Origin of the sequence: Amycolatopsis sp. NPDC052450, assembly GCF_044547565.1 — a bacterium.
GTDB lineage: Bacteria > Actinomycetota > Actinomycetes > Mycobacteriales > Pseudonocardiaceae > Amycolatopsis.
In genome coordinates this window covers 1-17,102 of record NZ_JBIUAQ010000037.1, presented here as the reverse complement: position 1 = coordinate 17,102, position 17,102 = coordinate 1, and the positions used below count along the sequence as shown (strand labels likewise).

Annotated in this window: 16 protein-coding genes; 2 read left to right on the top strand and 14 right to left on the bottom strand. The window is 69.6% G+C overall.

The genetic code is table 11. The annotated features are described in order from the left end of the window. Positions 1 to 22 precede the first annotated feature (22 nt). The 6 genes from ACIHAO_RS37135 to ACIHAO_RS37110 all read right to left on the bottom strand — a co-directional run bounded on the left by ACIHAO_RS37135 (position 23) and on the right by ACIHAO_RS37110 (position 6,982). Entirely contained in the window at positions 23 to 505 is a 483-nt protein-coding gene (locus ACIHAO_RS37135) for a VOC family protein (protein WP_396566017.1), read from the bottom strand. A 67-nt stretch (positions 506 to 572) separates the two neighbouring features. Continuing rightward, positions 573 to 1,082: a hemerythrin domain-containing protein gene (locus tag ACIHAO_RS37130; RefSeq protein WP_396566015.1), complete on the bottom strand. Its 510-nt coding sequence runs from the start codon at positions 1,080 to 1,082 to the stop codon at positions 573 to 575. A gap of 106 nt (positions 1,083 to 1,188) precedes the next feature. Continuing rightward, entirely contained in the window at positions 1,189 to 4,542 is a 3,354-nt protein-coding gene (locus tag ACIHAO_RS37125) for an error-prone DNA polymerase (RefSeq protein ID WP_396566013.1), read from the bottom strand. A 3-nt stretch (positions 4,543 to 4,545) separates the two neighbouring features. Next, positions 4,546 to 4,698, bottom strand: coding sequence for a hypothetical protein (locus ACIHAO_RS37120; protein ID WP_167373507.1), 153 nt, complete (start codon positions 4,696 to 4,698; stop codon positions 4,546 to 4,548). A gap of 2 nt (positions 4,699 to 4,700) precedes the next feature. Continuing rightward, positions 4,701 to 6,311: a DNA polymerase Y family protein gene (locus ACIHAO_RS37115; RefSeq protein WP_396566011.1), complete on the bottom strand. Its 1,611-nt coding sequence runs from the start codon at positions 6,309 to 6,311 to the stop codon at positions 4,701 to 4,703. Continuing rightward, positions 6,308 to 6,982, bottom strand: coding sequence for a hypothetical protein (locus ACIHAO_RS37110; protein ID WP_370309048.1), 675 nt, complete (start codon positions 6,980 to 6,982; stop codon positions 6,308 to 6,310). The genes ACIHAO_RS37115 and ACIHAO_RS37110 overlap by 4 nt, the downstream gene beginning before the upstream one ends. A 229-nt stretch (positions 6,983 to 7,211) precedes the next feature. Between ACIHAO_RS37110 and ACIHAO_RS37105 the strand changes: the two genes are divergently transcribed. Beyond that, complete coding sequence (locus ACIHAO_RS37105; protein ID WP_396566009.1) at positions 7,212 to 8,030, top strand: hypothetical protein; 819 nt, start codon at positions 7,212 to 7,214, stop codon at positions 8,028 to 8,030. A gap of 11 nt (positions 8,031 to 8,041) precedes the next feature. Here ACIHAO_RS37105 and ACIHAO_RS37100 read toward each other — a convergent pair whose 3' ends face one another. Genes ACIHAO_RS37100 through ACIHAO_RS37090 form a run of 3 tightly spaced genes read right to left on the bottom strand, consistent with a single transcriptional unit; the run spans position 8,042 to position 10,186 of the window. Beyond that, positions 8,042 to 9,388, bottom strand: coding sequence for a hypothetical protein (locus tag ACIHAO_RS37100; protein WP_396566007.1), 1,347 nt, complete (start codon positions 9,386 to 9,388; stop codon positions 8,042 to 8,044). A gap of 57 nt (positions 9,389 to 9,445) precedes the next feature. After that, positions 9,446 to 9,682 carry a VOC family protein gene (locus tag ACIHAO_RS37095; protein ID WP_396566134.1) on the bottom strand — a complete coding sequence of 79 codons (237 nt, stop codon included), beginning with the start codon at positions 9,680 to 9,682 and terminating at the stop codon, positions 9,446 to 9,448. Positions 9,683 to 9,688: 6 nt separating this feature from the next. After that, positions 9,689 to 10,186, bottom strand: coding sequence for a pyridoxamine 5'-phosphate oxidase family protein (locus tag ACIHAO_RS37090; RefSeq protein ID WP_396566005.1), 498 nt, complete (start codon positions 10,184 to 10,186; stop codon positions 9,689 to 9,691). Positions 10,187 to 10,368: 182 nt separating this feature from the next. On the opposite strand from ACIHAO_RS37090, the gene ACIHAO_RS37085 reads away from it, so the two are divergent. Continuing rightward, positions 10,369 to 11,073 (top strand): SRPBCC domain-containing protein, encoded by a 705-nt coding sequence (locus ACIHAO_RS37085; RefSeq protein ID WP_396566003.1) that lies wholly within the window; start codon positions 10,369 to 10,371, stop codon positions 11,071 to 11,073. Here ACIHAO_RS37085 and ACIHAO_RS37080 read toward each other — a convergent pair. The 5 genes from ACIHAO_RS37080 to ACIHAO_RS37060 all read right to left on the bottom strand — a co-directional run bounded on the left by ACIHAO_RS37080 (position 11,070) and on the right by ACIHAO_RS37060 (position 16,708). Beyond that, positions 11,070 to 11,831, bottom strand: a complete 762-nt coding sequence (locus ACIHAO_RS37080; protein ID WP_396566001.1) for a hypothetical protein — start codon at positions 11,829 to 11,831, stop codon at positions 11,070 to 11,072. The two genes, ACIHAO_RS37085 and ACIHAO_RS37080, sit on opposite strands and share 4 nt — an antisense overlap. 225 nt (positions 11,832 to 12,056) lie before the next feature. Next, complete coding sequence (gene purH, locus ACIHAO_RS37075) at positions 12,057 to 13,619, bottom strand: bifunctional phosphoribosylaminoimidazolecarboxamide formyltransferase/IMP cyclohydrolase (protein ID WP_396565999.1); 1,563 nt, start codon at positions 13,617 to 13,619, stop codon at positions 12,057 to 12,059. Next, a complete protein-coding gene (gene purN / locus ACIHAO_RS37070) occupies positions 13,616 to 14,233 on the bottom strand; it encodes a phosphoribosylglycinamide formyltransferase (RefSeq protein WP_396565997.1) in 618 nt (205 codons plus the stop codon). The genes purH and purN overlap by 4 nt, the downstream gene beginning before the upstream one ends. A gap of 76 nt (positions 14,234 to 14,309) precedes the next feature. After that, positions 14,310 to 15,746 (bottom strand): DUF6350 family protein, encoded by a 1,437-nt coding sequence (locus ACIHAO_RS37065; RefSeq protein ID WP_396565995.1) that lies wholly within the window; start codon positions 15,744 to 15,746, stop codon positions 14,310 to 14,312. A 143-nt stretch (positions 15,747 to 15,889) separates the two neighbouring features. After that, entirely contained in the window at positions 15,890 to 16,708 is an 819-nt protein-coding gene (locus ACIHAO_RS37060; protein ID WP_396565994.1) for a DUF5336 domain-containing protein, read from the bottom strand. Positions 16,709 to 17,102: the final 394 nt, after the last annotated feature.

Below are 17,102 nucleotides of genomic sequence, written 5' to 3'. Positions count from 1 at the left end.
CGCTGTCGCCACCCTACCGACCTCAGCGACTGGGAATGATCTCCGAACCGGAGACGTAGCGCATGGCCTCGACGAACTTCGGGTCGTTCATCCGGCGCTCCATCTCCGGATGGTCGAGGTCCACCAGCCGGGTCTGGATCCACCACAGGTTGCCGAACGGGTCACGGACCCGGCCGACACGATCGCCGAAGAAGAGTTCGGTCTGCCTCGTCACCTCTTCGGCGCCCGCCTCGACGGCCCGGCGCTGCGTCTCCACGCTGTCCTCGACGTAGAGCCGCAGATACGCCGGGGTGTCGACCCAGTCGTCACGCGAGTCGAACAGCATGACGACCGAGTCGCCGATCCGGACCTCCGCGTGCCCGATCTTCCCGCCTTCGACGTACACCGGGTCACCCAGCGGCTCGGCGTCGAAAACGCGCTTGAGGAAGTCGATCACGCCCGCGGTGTCGCGCGAGATGATCCACGGGGTGACCGTGTGGTAGCCGTCGGGGATCGGGTTGCTCATCGGAGTTCTCCTCGGTCGTCGTGTGCGATGAGAAGAACGCTAGAGCCCGTATAGGACAGATCGTGTCCTAATGGGATTTGAGCAGGAAAGTCGGCTTCGACTCCTGCCACTCCGGCATGTCCAGCGAGTCGAGCACCTCGACGATCCGCTTCTCCTCGTACCGGAAATGCGTCTCCATGATCGCCGTGAGCCCGTCCAGTTCCCGTTGGACGTGCAGGATCTCGTCCTGACTCGACCCGGGGCCGACCCCGGCGACCAGCTCTTCGAGCCGTTCGATGATCCCGGTCATGACCTCGTGGTCGTGCGCGAGCTCTTCGAGCGACGGCCGCAATTCGGGAAATTTCTCCGCCAGCACGAGGAAAGCGCCGCCGTCTTCCCCGGTGTGATGCCTGGTCAGCGCCGAACAGAAGGTGAGGCAATGCGCTCGGAGATCGCGCAGCCGCTCGGCACGCCCGTCCGCGACCGACCCGAGGTCGTCGTGCAACGCGGCCAGCTCTTTACGCAGCCAGTCGTGAACCTGAACAAGTTGATTTCCGAACGCCGTCAACCGGCCGTTCGTCCGAGAAGGGGTTTCCATGATTTCCCATGGTCTGGCGCCTCCATGCCCGCGACGGTCTCTTTGCCGGGTGCACTGCGACGCTGGATCAACTTCAGCATGACCCTCCGATGATCGTCAAGAGGGTTCAGTGGAAGTCACGGGACTTGGCGGTGATCCGCAGCGGCAGGTGCCGGATCTGTTCGGCGAGGACGTTCACCACCTCGCCGGTGCGCTCGACCACGCCGCGGATCAGCAGCGCGGGACTGCCGCGGGCGACCCGGTGATAACGCTGCCACACCCCCATCGTGCAGATGATGTTGATCATCCCCGTCTCGTCTTCGAGGTTCAGGAAGGTGACGCCGCCCGCGGTCGCCGGCCGCTGGCGATGGGTCACCGCGCCCCCGGTCAGCACCCGGGTGCCGTGCGGGACCTCGCGCAGGCCCGCCGCCGTGACGACGCCGAGTTCGTCGAGGTGCTCGCGGATGAACTGGGTCGGGAAACTGTCCGGCGACACCCCGGTGGCCCAGACGTCCGCGGCCGCGACGTCGATTTCGTCCATGCCGGGCAACATCGGCGCCTTGACCCCGGTGGTGAGCCCCGGCAGTTTCTCCGGGCTTTCGTCGGCGACCGCACCCGCCGCCCAGAGCGCGCTCCGCCTGGTCTCGCCGAAACAACCGAACGCGCCTGCCGCCGCCAGCGCCTCGACCTGCGGTTTGGTCAGCCGTACCCGCCGGGCGACCTCGACCAGGTCCGCGAACGGGCCGTCACGGTCCCGTTCCTCGACGATCTTGTTAGCCAGCTTCTCGCCGATCATCCGCACGGTGGACAGGCCACCCCGCACGGCGAGCAGCTTTCCCCCTTCCGGCAAGGGTTCCAGCGTCGCGTGCGGGAGGCTCGCGTTGATGTCCGGGCCGAGCACCCGCACCCCGTGCCGCCGCGCGTCGGCGACCAGCGACTGCGGCGAATAGAACCCCATCGGCTGCGCGCGCAGCAACCCCGCCAGGAACGCGTCCGGGTGGTAGTACTTGAAGTACGCGCTCGCGAACACCAGCAAGGCGAAACTCAGCGCGTGGCTTTCCGGGAAACCGAAGTTCGCGAACGCCTTGAGCTTGCCGAAGATCTTCTCGGCCAGCTCTCCCCCGATGTCGTTCTTCGCGGCGCCTTCGAGGAAACGCCGTTTGAGCCGTTCCATCTTCTGTTCGGAACGTTTGGACCCCATGGCGTGCCGAAGCCGATCCGCCTCCGCCGGGGTGAAATCGGCGACGTCGAGGGCGATCTGCATCATCTGTTCCTGGAACAACGGCACACCGAGGGTCTTTTCCAGCGCGTTGACCAGCTTCGGATGGTCGAAATCCCATTTCTCCTGGCCGTTCTTGCGCCGGATGTAGGGATGCACCGAACCACCCTGGATCGGGCCCGGACGGATGAGCGCGACCTCGACGGCCAGATCGTAGAACTTCTTGGGGCGCAGGCGAGGAAGGGTGGCCAGCTGCGCACGGCTCTCCACCTGGAAGACGCCGATCGCGTCGGCGCGGCAGAGCATTTCGTAGACGTTCTGATCCTTGAGATCCAATTCGGAGATGTCGACCTCTTCCCCTTTGTGATCACGGACAAGATCGATCATATAATGCAGGGCCGACAACATTCCGAGGCCGAGCAGATCGAATTTGACCAGCCCCGCCGCGGCGCAGTCCTCCTTCTCCCACTGCACGACACTGCGATTCTCCATCCGGGCCCATTCGATCGGGACGACCTCGCTCACCGGCTGCTCGCAGATCACCATCCCGCCGGAATGGATACCCAGATGCCGCGGGAAGTCCTCCAGCGCGCAGGCGAGTTCCACGACCTCCTCGGGGATGTCGTGATCGTGGTCCTTTTCCGTGGCGCGCAACGCACCCCAGCGGTCGATCTGCTTGCTCCACGCGTCCTGCTGGCCGGGCGAGTACCCCAGCGCCCGTGCCGCGTCCCGGACCGCGGACCGGGCCCGGTAGGTGATCACGTTCGCCACCTGCGCGGTGTTCAGCCGCCCGTATTTCTCGTAGACGTACTGGATCGCCTCCTCACGGCGGTCGGATTCGATGTCGAGGTCGATGTCCGGGTACCCGTCGCGATCCGGGGCGAGGAACCGTTCGAAGAGCAGGCCGTAGCGCACGGCGTCGACCTTGGTGATGCCGAGCGCGTAGCAGACCGCCGAGTTCGCGGCCGATCCCCGGCCCTGACAGAGGATCTTGTTGGTCCGGCAGAAGTTCACGATGTCCCAGACGATCAGGAAGTAGCCGGGAAACCCCAGTTCTTCGATGACCTCCAGTTCGTGGTCGATCAGCTTCCTGGCCTTTTCGCGGTACTCCTCGTCCTTGTTCTTCTCGTGCTCCTCCGCGCCTTTCCTGGTGAGGTACCGCAAGTAGGACGCTTCGGTATGCCCCTCCGGAACGTCGAACGGCGGCAGCTTCGGCTCGATGTGGTGGAGTTCGAACGCGCACTCCCGGCCGAGCAGCGCCGCCCGCTGCACCGCACCCGGATACCGCTCGAAGATCTCGGCCATCTCCTCCCCCGACCGCAGGAACGCCGTCCCCGCGGCGGGCAGCCAGCCCTCCATGTCCTCCAGGCCCCGCCGGGCGCGGATGGCGCTGAGCGCGTCGGCGAGCGGGGCCCGCTCCGGCCGGGCGTAATGCGCGGCCGTGGTCGCCACCGTCGGGAGACCGAACTCCCTGGCCATATCGCTCAACAGGTCGTTGTGCGTGCTGTCCAAGGGAAGGCTGTGGTCGATCAGCTCGACATAGACGTTTTCGCGGCCGAAGCAGTCGATGAGTTCCTTCAGTCTCTCGACGGCCGCGGCGGGGCCGTCGGTGACGAGCGCCTTACGCACCGCGCCCTTGCGGCAACCGGTGAGCACGACGCACTTCCCTCGGACCTCTTCGGCGACCGCGCGCAGGTCATAAACCGGCCTGCCCTTCTCCGCCCTTTCCTTCGGGGACAACGACTGCCTGTCGAAGCCGTACAGCTGACCGGCGGTGATCGCCCGGTTCAGGCTCAAGTAGCCGTCCTGCTGTTTGGCCAGCAAGAGCAGGTGCTCGCCCTCGGGATCGGCGAACCCGTTCTGCGGCCCGGACAGGCCGAAACTGAGCTCCGTGCCGAAGACGGTGTGCACACCCAGCTCCCGCGCCGCTTCGGCGAACCGCACGACGCCGTACATGCCGTCGTGATCGGTGAGCGCGATCGCGTCCAGGCCCAGCCGCGCGGCCTCCTCCACCAGTTCCTCGGGATGGCTCGCCCCGTCGAGGAAGCTGAAGTTCGAATGGCAGTGCAGTTCGGCGTACGGCACCCGGCGCGCGGTGGCCCCGTCGTCGTCGCCGATCAGCCCGGACAGGTCCGCGGGCGGCTGATAGCCCTCACGTTTGGCACTCCACGCGGGGCTGTCGCCGCCGTCACCGGGCGGGACCTCGCCGGCGAGCTCGCGGGCGAGGTCCTTCCACGGCCGCGGAGGGTTGTTCCAGCCCATCGGTCACCGGTTCTCGGTCGAGCTTCTCGGCGCGGGGACGAACACTTCCGCGCGCGGGACGCACGCCGCCCATGCGGTGTCCAACTCGGCACGCTGTACCGGGATGGCCGGTTCTTCCAGCCAGCGTCGCACCAGCCGCGTGTACTCCTCGTCCATGTTCAGTCGTACTTCCCTTCCAGTGTCCACATCGGATTCTTGTGGTGCTCGAAGCGGAGCAGCACCGCCTCCTCGGCGTCGGCCCCGTCGGCCAGCAGCACCTGCAACCGCATCCGGGTCCCCGACCGCGCGTGCCCCGCCCCGGCCCGGACGCCGACGAACCACGGCCCCGCCCAGGCGAGGACCTCGCGCGGCTCACCGCCCTCGAAGCTCACGAGGAACGGCGCGGCGCTGACCCGGCGCCGCGCGGTGATCTCCACGGCGCGCCCGTTCCCGTCCAGCACCTGAGCGGGAACCGGCGGGACGAACACCGTGGCCGGAGAGGGCGACGGGAGCCTCCCGGCCCAGTTCGCGTCCGCCTGCGCCGACTTCTCCCGCCTGTCGCCCCACGGCACCAGCCGGACCCGCTCGGCGGGATCGCGGCCGCCGTCGAGCACCGCGGTGAAGACGCTCTCCGGGCCGAGCAGGCCCTGCACCCGCACCAGCGCACGGCCTGCCCGCTCACCGGACAGACCTTCGTCCTCTGTGGACGGACGCAGCACGCCCGTCGCTCCCGTCTGCCACAACCCGAGCTGCAGCGACCGGCCTTCGACGGTCTCCTCCGGCTCCAGCCGCAGCCGCACGACGCCGGAATGGGGGCGGTCCTTGGCTTTCAGCCAGCCTTCGAACTGCCAGCGCACCCTGTCCGCAACCCCGAGCGGGGTCAGCGGCTCGGCACAACGCCACACCCGGCCGAGTTGCTCACCGGTCTCGGTGGTCGCGTAGATACCGAGCCGGGTGCAGGCCAGCCCGTGCGCGGCGAGCCCGGCGTGGAACCGTTCGCCGAGCCCTTTCGCCACGAACGCGGCGGCGTCGACCCGGTCGATCGGCGGGTCGAACGCCTTCGCCAGCGAGAGTTCCGGCGGCGGACGCCGGCGTGACGGCGGACGTTCGGACCGTCCTCGTGCCAGCCGGTGCGCGAGCACACCCTCCGCTCCGAAGCGCGCGGAGACGTCGCTTTCTTCGAGCGCCGCGAAGGCGCCCAGCGTGCGAAGGCCGAGCTGCTTGAGCAAGGTGACCAGCTCGGTCCGGCCCGCTTCGGGCTGGTCCAGTTCGCGGATGGGCAGCGGAGCCAGGAATTCCGCCGTCCCACCGGGCTCGACCAGCGTCGAACGACGGGCGGCGAGCGTCGCGGCGAACAGGCCGTCGGCGACGCCGACCTGGCTTTCCACCCCCGCCGCCACGGACACCTCGTCCACCAGCCGTTCCAGGAGGCCGTGCTCACCGCCGAAGTACCCGGCCGCGCCGTGGACCGGAACGGCGACGATCCCGGGGCGGACCACCTCGACACCGACGGCCAGCTCCTCCACCGCCCGTGCGACGGACTCGAAGAGCCGGGCGTCACGACCGTCGTCCTCACCGAAGACCGCCAGCTCCGGGCAGCAGGACTGGGCCTCGCGCCGCCGCATCCCGCGGCGGACCCCGTACCCCCTGGCCACCGCGGTGCACGCGACCACGCGGTTCGCCGAGAAGACCGCGGCCGGGCGGCCGACGGGTTCACCCGCGACGGCCGCGGCGGCGACCGCCGGCCAGTCCGGGCACCACAGCACCAGCATGCGCACAGGCGGGTTCATGCCGTCCCCCACCTGGTCGCGGGGAAGTCGGCACGCTCGACTTCGCCCTCGCCGGTGAACCGCAGCAAGGCCGACATCGGCCGGGCGGCCGCACCCCGGCCACCGGCCCGCACCTCGACCTCACGGGCACGCAGATGACCCGCGCCCCCGCCGTCGAAGCCGGTCCAGCTCGAGCGACGGCAGCTCAGCTCGACCTCCGCGCCGGGCCAGGACCCCAGCGAAAGCAGGACCGAACCACGGTTGCGCGCACGGGCGGACAGCCGTCTCGCCACGTCGGGCCGGGCCAGCCCCGGACCGACGACCACGAGATCGAAGCCGTCGAGCAAGGCCGCGGTCACCGCCGGGAACTCGGCACCGGGGCGGGGGACCAGCGCCAGCCTGCCCACCTCGACCCCGAGTTCCGCGGCGGCGACCACCCCGAGCGCGGGCAGGCCGACCGCGACCGCCCACGCACCGCCGGCGGTCGCGGCGGCCAGCAGGGTGAGCATCAGTGACGTGGACCCCAGCACCGAAACGGTGCTCCCGCGCCGGAGCCCCGCGGCGGGCAGCAGACCGGACAACGCCGGGGACACCGGGAGCACCCTTCCCGTCGTCCTCGCGTGTTCGGCCGCGGAAGCCACGCCACTGGCCGTGCTCACTCCTGGCAAGGCCGCCAGCCTCGCCAACGGCAAGGCCCGTGCCTCGACCACCTCCGCTGTCAACGGACCCGCCTCCCCACGACATCTGGACCGTCCTTTGTGGACGGCACCGGACGCGTCGCGGGGAAGGCGACACTTCGAACGCTTGTTCGATGACTCCAGTAGACCGGGTGGCGCAGCGGTTGTCAAGCGAACCGGGAACGATCACCGGACCTGTCACGTCCGAGACCGGGAATCCCCGTGTCAGGAAAGGAAACCCGCAGTGGACGACGCTTGGCCCGAGACGGTGAACGGCTGGGAACTCGCCAGGGAGGGCCATATCGAGAACTACCGCAAACGCCTCGCCAACCAGGTCACGGTCACCGCGATCTGGGAGAACGGGACCGGACGGGGCCAGGTGGACGCCCGCACCGAGCCGCTGGGCGGCGGACGGACCCTGACCAGCAGCCGCAAGGACTTCCGGGACAAGGACGCGTTCTGGACCGCCGCGACCTGCGTGCTGGAGATGGCCGCGAACCTGCCGTCGCTGGGGTGGGGCACGAGCCCGGCGGACTCCGCACTGGCCGGGACCGTGGCGGGCATGGTCGAAGCGGAGCCCGGCACCAGCGGCCACCCGGAAGCGGAACTGACGTTCACGTTGACCGACGGGCACACCGTGACACTGTGCATGACCGACGAGCAGGCCTTCGACCTGAGCAACGCCATCTCGAGGCTCGACCACTACGTGTGGTCCGAAGAACGCGAAGACGACGAAGAAGATGAAGACGAGGACTTTGATGACGTCGAGCCCGTCGTCGAAGACGTGCCCGAGGTCGGCGAAGTCCACTCCGGCCCGGACACCGGGCACGACCTGGTCACCCTGCTGGATGACCGGTTCGGGGTCACCGAGGACAACCTGCTGGCGCACGTCGACTGGTCCGCGCTCATCGTGGTGGGCGAACCCGCGGTGAGCTCCCTCATCGAACGAGGGGACGAACTGACCGCCGCGGTCGCTCCGCGGTGGTATCCGGTCGTCGCGGACCGGCCCGGCGAGCACTGGGTCGTCCTCAAGCGCACCGGCCTGCGCTACCACGGGGAGTGAGAGCCGGACCGTCAGGCCACGCGAGGAAGCGGCGCCGGGTGATACCGCCGGAAACCCGCCGCGGCGGTGCCCCCTTCACCGTGCAGCCAGTCATAGAGGAAACGGAACTCCGGGCCGAACCGGTTCGCCTCGGCGTTCAGCCGTTCCGGCGACGTCGACGGCCAGCGGCCCGTCTCGACGCGGTCCCGCAGCACGCGCAACGCCGTCAATTCCTCCGCGGCGGTGTGCTGGCAGTGACCGCCCCGGTTCACGAACAGCTGCCGGATCCGCTCGGGATCGACGCGGTCGCCATAGGTCCGCTCGTGTTCGGGGGCGACGCCGTCGCCGATCGGGTGCAGCGTGACGACGGGCCGGCGACCGTGTCCGGTCGGCGTCCCGACGCGGTCGAGCCACCGGGCGGCGGCCTTGTCGGCCTTCACGCGGGGCGCGGCGGCGAGCGCGGTCAGATCGGCGCCGAGATCCAGGCCGGCGTCACGGTAGGCCTGGGTCACGAGGTCACGTTCACTGGACCGGGCGAGCAGGGCGCGGTAGTCCACTCCGGTGTTCCCGGTCGGGTTCCCGCCTGCCTGCGTCTCCACATCGGCCCGGTGAGCACCCCAGGAGAACTGGTCGTAGACCGCCAAGACGAACTCCGTCTGCTGGCGGATCTGCGCGGCGACGTCGGCGGAACGAGGACGGTGTGCCGTCGACCAGCCGGGGACGTCGGCGAACGCGTTGGCGAGAGCGAGCCGCGCCCGTCCATCGGGTGATTCCAACGCCTTCGCGACCACTTGACGAGCTTTCGCGAGGTTCGCTCCCGGGTCGGCGATGCGGACGACCTCCAGTTCGGGCGCCAGCAGCGTCCGGACCGTGAACCCCAGATCGAGTGCCTGGGCGAACAACGCGGAACCACCCGCGAGGGGACCGCACATCGCCAGCGTGCCGTCGATCCGGTGCGGGAGCCGCTCGGCCAGCAGGACCGCGTTGAGCCCGCCGCCGGAGGCTCCCCAGGTGAGCACCTGCGCCGGGCGGCCGATGATGCGGTCGAACCAGGACAGCAGCGCGGTCTGATCGTGCACGGCTTCGCGAGCGGAAAAGCCGATCGGCTTGCTGTAGAGCGACGCGGCCAGCGCGTACCCCTCGCCGAGGAGAACGGGTTTCGCCTCCGCCCGGTTGGCGAGTTCGATCTCCTCGGGAACATGGCCCGGCGGATAGATCCCGTGGTTGTACAGCAACAACTTGCCGTTCCAGTTCGCCGGCACCTCGACCCGGTACCGGGCACCTTCGAGCACTCCGGTGTGCACACGGACGTCGTCCGCGGTGATGGCGGGCGCGCCGGTGACGATCAGCGCGGCGGCCAGGATTCCTGTCAACGTCATGGCGAAATGCTGACAGCGCGAGACTTCGCGAGAATCCGTCGAGACGCGGCTTTTCGCCTACGCTTCCTGGCGTACGAGCTCCTCCGCCAGCTCGCCGACGAGTTCGCCGCCGTGCCGCCACAGCCGCCCGAGGACGTCATCGATGTCCTCCACCGAGAACACGAAATGGCGGATGCCCGGCGTGTTCATCGGCAGGCGCGAATCGGCCTGCCCCTCAGGCGTCCGGTACTTGATCAGCTCCAGCCCTCCGTGGCCGTCCGGCGGCGTGTTCCAGTTTCTTGAGGGCCATGACAGTTCCTTTCAGGCGCTCTGACGCGCTGCCTGCCGGCGCAGGAGCTCTTCGACGGCGGAGGGAAGGGTGGTCTCGAAGTCGATGAGCTTGACCCAGGTCGGCGTCACCACGACGCGGACCATGCCGTCGTAGAGCGACCGCACGTTTTCCTCCCACTCGACCCGCTGCTCGGGCGTCATCTCGTAGGTGCCGTTCCACTGCATGTACTCGTCGGGGATGCCGTCGACGTGATCCAGTTCGACGGTGCCGCGGATGAGCAGGATCTTCGGCGGGTGGGATTCGGTGTCGATCGTCAGCGCGACGGCGGGATTGCGGCGAAGCGCCGGCAACTTCTGCGCGTTCGTCGGGGTGCACAGGACGAGCTCCTCGCCGTTCCAGTGGATGCCGATCGGGATCGACCGCGGCGTGCCGTCGAGCGCGGTGTAGGCCAGCCGGGCCAGGTCGCGGGCCAGGAGCTCCTGGCTGAGCGGGCGGTTCAGGATCTCGTCGATCGTGCTCTGCTGCATGTCGCTCTCCTCGGGGTCGCTGCCTTCGCGGACACCCCAGGGACGCCGCCGTCCCCCATGCCTCGACACCCTCGAATGTGACCTGCGTCACGTCGACTTTAGCGGGCTGATCGCGATCCGTTTGTCGAAACGGCCCCCGGCCAGGCGTCGCTCTCTTGCAGGCATACGAGAGAGGAACAGCCATGACGAAGGAATCCGAGGTCCGCTTCGAGGGCTTCCTGCCCACCACGCCCGCCGACACCTGGGCCGCGATCACCACGGGCAGCGGCGGCTGGCTCTGGCCGATCCGATACGAACCCCGCGACGGCGGCGCCGAGTCCGGCCTCACCCCGAACGGCGGCATGGTGACCGTCTGGAAGCCGTCACAGCACTTCGTCACCTACGCCGAGAACGAGAACGGCTGGTTCAACACGCTCGAATACGTCCTCGAACCGAAGGACGGCGGCACGTACCTGCGCTACGAGCACACCACGGTCCTCGACGACTGGGACGTCGAATACGACGCGTGCGAGCAGCACACGTCCTTCTATTACCACTCGCTGGGCGAGTACCTGACGCACTTCAACCGACGTCAGGCGAAGTACTTCAAGACCGACGCGCCCGAAGCGTCCAAGGCTCCGGAAGCGTTCGAGGCCGTGCGGGCCGCCCTCGGCGCGACGGCCGTCGGCGACCGGGTGTACCTGGAGGTCCCTGGCGTCGAAGGCGTCGTCGACTACCTGACGCCTGCCTTCATCGGTGTCCGGACCGAAAACGCGCTGTACCGCTTCTACGGCCGGAACGTCTGGGGCTGGCCAGTCGGCATCGGACACCACCTGTTCGCCGAAGACGCCGACGCGGACAAGGCCGAGAAGGCGTGGACAGCCTGGCTGAACGGCCTGTACGGCTAACGGGGCAGTTTCTTCGCGATCTCGGCGCCGACGGACTTCGCCGCTTCGGCGGACTCTGCCGGCGGGATCGGCGAGTTCGTGAAGAACCCCTTGTCCCAGCCCTTGTAGGTGACGATGACGACGTACACGCCCTGGGTGTACCGCAGCTCGGCGCCGCTGAAGGCGCTGTCGGTGTCCAGGGTGACGAGGACCGCCTTCTCCCCGATGCCCTGCACCTGCTGCTGACGCTCGGACGGCGCGGCCGACCCGGCGGAAGACTCCGCCGCGCGCTTCTCGGCATCCGGCCCCTCGTGGCGGTACACCATGATCTGGAGGGAACGGTCGTGGACGTTGTCGCTCTCCGGCGGCAACCAGGAGCAGCCGTACTGCTTGATGACGATCTTGCCCGCTTTGATCTCGTTCTCGCGGACGCCTTGGTAGCTGGTGGTGACCGCCTTGTTCAGGACCTCCGGAGAGACCTGGCATTCGGCGGGCGGCTGCTGCGAGACGGGCGCCTTGCCGACCGACGAGTAGTACTCCGACGCGAAGATTCCGCCGGGGATGCCGAGTCCGAGCAGGACGACACCGCCCACGACCAGGCCGACGATCAGCCCGGTCTTTTTCTTCTTGGGCGGCTGCCCGTAGCCGGGCGGGCCGTAACCGGGAGGCGGTCCGTAGCCGGGCTGGGGCGGGCCGTAACCCGGCTGCTGTCCGTAGCCCTGCCCAGATGGCGGGCCGAAACCCGGCCCCTGGCCGTACCCCTGCGCTGGCTGGTGCACCGATCCTCCCCTACCGATTCACGTACGTCCGGATCGCGTTCAGCGGGCTAAACGCGATCCGCGGCCAGCATGGCACGACGGCCGCGGCCGGGCACCGAGAACGCCCCGGGCACCCCCGGATCGCGATTAGGGGGCTAAACGCAAGTCCGGGGCCGGATCGCGATTAGGGGGCTAAACGCAAGTCCGGGGCCGGATCGCGTTTAGCCCGCTAAAGGCGATCCGGCGTCAGTGGGCGAAGTGGCGCGTGCCCGTCAGGTACAGGGTGACCCCGGCGGCCTCGGCGGCGGCGATGACCTCGGCGTCGCGGATCGAGCCGCCCGGCTGGACGACGGCGCGGACGCCGGCCTCGAGCAGGACCTCAAGCCCGTCCGGGAACGGGAAGAAGGCGTCCGACGCGGCGACGGAGCCCTTCGCCCGGTCGCCCGCCCGCGAGACCGCGAGCCGCGAGGAGTCGACCCGGTTGACCTGGCCCATGCCGACGCCGACGGTCGCGCCGTCGTTCGCCAGCAGGATCGCGTTCGACTTCACCGCGCGCAGCGAGCGCCACGCGAACTCGAGGTCGGCCAGCGTCCGCTCGTCGGCGGGCGCGCCGGTGGCCAGCGTCCAGTTCGCCGGGTCGTCGCCCTCGGCGGAGATCGTGTCGACGGTCTGCACCAGCATGCCGCCGGAGATCGGCCGGAACTCGATCGGATCCGGCGACGTGATCGCGGGCAGCTTCAGCAGCCGCACGTTCTTCTTGCGCTGCAGGATCTCCAGCGCCTCGGCGTCGAAGTCCGGCGCCAGGACGACCTCGGTGAACACCTCGGAGATCTGCTCGGCGGCCTCGCGGCTCACCGGCCGGTTGGTCGCGATCACCCCGCCGTAGGCAGAAACCGGGTCGCACGCGTGCGCCTTCCGGTGTGCCTCGGCGATGTCCTCGCCGACGGCGATCCCGCACGGGTTGGCGTGCTTGATGATCGCGACGGCCGGGGCTTCGAAGTCGTAGGCGGCGCGGCGCGCGGCGTCGGTGTCGACGTAGTTGTTGTACGACATGGCCTTGCCGTGCAGCTGTTCCGCGTGCGCGAGGCCCGGCCGCCAGTGCTTGTACAGCGCGGCCTTCTGGTGCGGGTTCTCGCCGTAGCGCAGCACGTCGCCGCGTTCCCACGAAGCGCCGGTGAAGTCCGGGAAGCCGGAGTCGTCCGCGGGCGCGTAGACGTTGGCGAACCACGAGGCGACGGCGGTGTCATACGCCGCCGTGTGCGCGTAGGCCTGCGCGGCGAGCCGCTTGCGGTCGGCCAGCTCGAAACCACCGGCGGCGACGCGGTCCAGCACCCACTCGTAGCGTGAAGGGTCGACCACGACGGCGACGCTGTTGTGGTTCTTCGCCGCGGCACGCACCATCGCCGGGCCGCCGATGTCGATGTTCTCGACACAGTCCTCCGGGCTCGCGCCCGAGGCGACGGTCTCCGTGAACGGGTACAGGTTGACCACGAGCAGGTCGAACGGCGCGATGTCGAGCTGCTTGAGCTGCTCGACGTGCTCCGGGCGGTCGCGGTCGGCGAGCAGGCCCGCGTGCACGCGCGGGTGCAGCGTCTTGACGCGGCCGTCGAGGGACTCCGGGAACCCGGTGACCTGCTCGACCGGCGTCACCGGCACCCCGGCGTTCGCGATGACCTTCGCCGTTCCGCCGGTCGACACGATCTCGACACCGGCCGCGTGCAGCCCGGTGGCGAGTTCGAGCAGGCCTGCCTTGTCGGAGACGCCGATCAGCGCGCGCCGGACGGGACGCTGTCCCTGTGCGGTACTCACGAAAACCTCACCTTTCGTCCCTCGACCGCGCACCCGCTCCGGCCGAGCTTTTCGATCGTTTCCACCAGGAGCCTGCGTTCCACGGCCTTGATCCGCTCGTGCAGGACGTCTTCGTCGTCGTCGGGCTCCACGATCACCGGCTCCTGCGCGATGATCGGCCCGGTGTCGACTCCGGCGTCGACGAAATGCACCGTCGACCCGGTGACCTTGACGGCCATCGCCAGCGCGTCGGCCACGGCGTGCGCGCCGGGGAACGACGGCAGCAACGCCGGATGCGTGTTGATCACGCGGCCGGGGAACCGCGCGAGGAATTCGGCGCCGAGGATCTTCATGAACCCCGCCGAAACGACCAGGTCCGGCTGGTAGGCGGCGACGGCTTCGGTGATCGCCTTGTCCCACGCCGCGCGGTCCGGATGGTCGGCCATCCGCACGGTGAACGACGGCACGCCCGCGTGTTCGGCCCGGGTGAGCGCCGCGATCCCGGCGCGGTCCGCTCCGACGGCGACCACCTTCGCCGGGAAGTTCGGTTTTTCGACCGCGTCGAGCACGGCCTGCAGCAGCGTGCCGGAACCGGACGCGAGGACGACGAGCTTCACCGGAGTGGGCAGGTCCAACCGACTAGCCAGAACGGGCTCCTTGCCACGGCGGTACGCACTCGGGCGTACGGCGCTTCACCTGGTCGCGACAACCCTAACGGTCGTCGCCGGGGGCCCTTTCGTCGCCGGACCCGTCGGTGGACTCGGTCACAGCGTCATCGACGGCAACGTCCTGCTCGGGCTCGGTTTCCGGCTCTGGTTCCGCCGGGGTCTCGTCGACGTCCTCCGCCGATTCTTCGGCCTCTTCGGCTTCGGTTTCCTCAGTGAGTTCGTCGTCTTCGGGCTCGACGGCTTCTTCTTCGACTTCGGCGATGTCCTCGGGTTCACCCGGCGGTTCGGGAGCCTCGTGTGGTCCGGCGAAGAACGCGACGAACCCGCCGGGGACGACGATCCAGCAGAACGCGATCACCGACGCGACCCCGACCGGCACGCTGACCGGGTCGAACGGCCCGTCGCCGAGCCTTCCGCCGGACAGGGTCCCGAGGATGACGCAGCCGAACGCGACGAGGGCGCCCGCGACGGCGACCGCCCGCATCCTCAGCATCGGGTCTTCGTCGATCGCGCGGATCCGCCAGCCGACCAGCGCACCGGCCAGCGCGGGCAGGAGCAGCAACGCCGGCCACCAGACCGCGTGGTGCGACGGGATCCCCGCCAGCACCGGCACCCCGGGCAGCTTGCCTTCCTGGTAGCCGAACATGCCGACGGTCACCGAGCCGATCGAGAAGCCCGGTCCGGTGGTGAACGACAGTGCGGCGACGACCGCGTTCGGCAGGTACGCCACGGAAAGCACGAACATGCCGAGGCTCACGCCGAAGCCCGGCTCGAACAGACTGTCCACAGTGGACCAGGAAAGCGCGGTGGCCGCGGTGAACACCACCGCGCCACAGGCGATCAACGCGGCGAGGCCGAGCGCACCCGCCCGCAGGCCGTGGACGGCGACCGGGTCGAACCGGTCCCGCACTACGGCCGGAAGCCCGCAGACCCTGGCGATTCCCGCGACGGCGGCGAGCCCGGCGAGGAGCCCCGGCACGCAGAACGCGGTCAGCGAGTTCACCCCGATCGGCGAACCGCCTGCCATCAGGGCGATGAGCACACCGAACAACGCGTGCGCCCCGGCCATCACCGTCACCACCGGGACGGCGTCCGCCGGAGTCCGTCCGCCGAGGCGACGGGCGGCGCGCGCGGCCGTCCTCGCCGCGAGCCAGCCGACCACGAGCGTCGGCAGCAGCGGCAGCACGCCGAGCGGATGACCGCCGAGTTCGAGTTCCACCTGCCACGAAGCGAGCCAGCCCGGGCCGGCGGCGAGCAGCGCTCCGGTGGCGGAGAACCGGGACCGGTCGGCGGCGAACGACACCACGGCGAGGACGGCCGCGACGGCGGTATAGGAGGAAAGCAGGGGTGCGCAGGCCGCGGCGAGCAACACACGAACCCGCTTCGCCCTGGACACCTCCGGCTCGGGGACGAGGTCGCTCACCGGCTCTTCGCCCGGCGGGCGTTCGTCGCGGGTGAGCAGCTTCATGATCCGCACCATGACATCCGGACTGAGCCGTCCGGGTGAGGCACGCCGCCACCGGACAGCGCACGTGGCCCAACCCACCCGGTCGGGTAACCCGGAAAAACGAAAACACCCGCTGTGACACGGAGAGTCACAGCGGGTGTTTCAGGTTCGGAAGATCAGCTCTGCTGGCCGAATCCACCGGGCGGCGTGCCCGGGTTCTGGCCCGACTCCGACGGCGAGGAGGACGGCGGCTGCTGGAAGAACTGACCCTGTTGCGGCGCGTACGTCGTGGCCTGCTGACCCGGCGGCTGCGTGACCGGCGGCTGGAACCCGCCCGGCTGCGAGAACGGACCGGACGGCTCGCCCTGCTGCTGACCCTGCTGGCCCGCGCCGGGGAACGGCTGGACCTGGGTGGCGGCCGGGCCCTGCTGACCCTGCTGGCCGAACGGACCCTGCGGGCCCTGCTGCGGGAACTGCTGGCTGTACGGGGCCTGCTGCGCCTGCTGCTGCGGCTTCGCGGCGGGCAGCTTGATGACGTCGTGCTCGAACAGCAGCGCGGCGACCGCGACCAGCATCTGCAGGATGCCGAGGATCAGCACCACGGTGAGGATGCCGGGGACCGAGACCTCCTCACGGCCGCTCCCGTAGCCGATGATCAGGTCCAGTGCGCCGAACGCGCCGAGGACGCTGAACAACGCGGCGAACGGCAGCGTCTTCGGGCCACGCGGCAGCGCGTGCAAACCCGCGAGCAGACCGCTGACCAGGAGGAAGACCGAGACCTGCCCGGCGGCGTCGGCCTCGTCGGAGAAACCGATGAAGAACTGCACCAGGCCGAGGACGGCGACGGCGAGCGCGAGCAGCAGCGCCAGGTTCAGCGGAGGGGCCTGTGACGGCGCCTGCTGCTGCGGAAACGCTCCCGAGCCGGGGTGGGACTGAGGGGGTTGCTGGCCGCCACCCTGCTGGGGGTAGCCGGGCCCACCGCTGGGATAGGACATCCGAATGCTCTCCTGTCGTTCGACCGGCACCCCGGGGCGCGCGGGACTCCCGGGACAAACGAGGCGGCTGTGATGCTCGAACGCTAGCGCACACGCGGTCACCCCACGCCTCGGGCTCTGAGACGTCTGTACACCCGGTCGGGTTCCGTGCGGAACCCCTCCGCGACGACCGGATCGCGATTAGGGGGCTGAACGCACCCCGCCGCCGGATCGCGTTTAGCCCGCTAAAGGCGACGCGCGCCCCGGATCGCGATTAGGGGGCTAAACGCGCTCCGGGCGTAAAGAGGCGGGGCGGGGCCGGGGGGGGGGGGCGGCCCCCCCCGGCCACCGGGACTGAACCCAAGCACCGACGGGGGTGTTTAACACGCGCGCCCCGCCGGCGGGGTCGCTACGG